Source organism: Fulvivirga kasyanovii (assembly GCF_009711405.1).
Classification (GTDB): domain Bacteria; phylum Bacteroidota; class Bacteroidia; order Cytophagales; family Cyclobacteriaceae; genus Fulvivirga; species Fulvivirga kasyanovii.
The window spans coordinates 2,841-3,369 of the sequence record NZ_SMLW01000258.1 but is presented as its reverse complement, the minus strand read 5'-3'; the positions used below and the strand labels follow the sequence as shown (position 1 = coordinate 3,369).

Annotated in this window: 1 protein-coding gene; it reads right to left on the bottom strand. The window is 38.4% G+C overall.

Translation table 11 applies throughout. The features are described from left to right. Positions 1-19 precede the first annotated feature (19 nt). Positions 20-175, bottom strand: coding sequence for a hypothetical protein (locus E1163_RS01565; protein ID WP_155168770.1), 156 nt, complete (start codon positions 173-175; stop codon positions 20-22). Between the last annotated feature and the right edge of the window lie 354 nt (positions 176-529).

The window sequence follows — 529 nt, the reverse complement described above, 5'->3', positions numbered from 1 at the left end:
ACAAAGACAAGATATATATTCATGGGTCGTCAGTTCCAGTTCCATTACCACCTGGAGGGTCTGTAACCGGTTCCTCCGCTTGCAGAGTTATTTCCTCATAAGGGTCACTACATGAGTACATCGCCAGCGAGCAAAAGGTAATGGTTGCCAGTAATATTGCTTTAAAAGTTTTCATGGATATTGAGCTTTAGGTTGTATGTGATCATCAGGTTTGGTAAAACTTAACTTAAACAAGGCTGTATTGTAATTATCATAGTGGTTTCATCGCTTTAAAAAGTCAGACATTGGAGCAAATTATATGTTCGACTTTATTTTGCAAGTGAGTTGGTATGCAATTTTACGTATAAAAACATGCGTAAATTGTAAGGTGTTGATTGTTAGCTGGTTACTGTAGTGAGCAAAAACCAATAGTGTCAAAGGCAGGGGCAACAGACCTTTTTTTGATTTAAATGTACTTTTTAAGCCGTATTTGACGCAAAACGGATGGCCGGCAAAGCGTATCTTGGGGTGAAGGAGTGCTGTTATTTAT

Excerpts from the sequence above, each read along its gene's own strand:
- E1163_RS01565 (WP_155168770.1), bottom strand. The coding sequence starts at position 175 with ATGAAAACTTTTAAAGCAATATTACTGGCAACCATTACCTTTTGCTCG.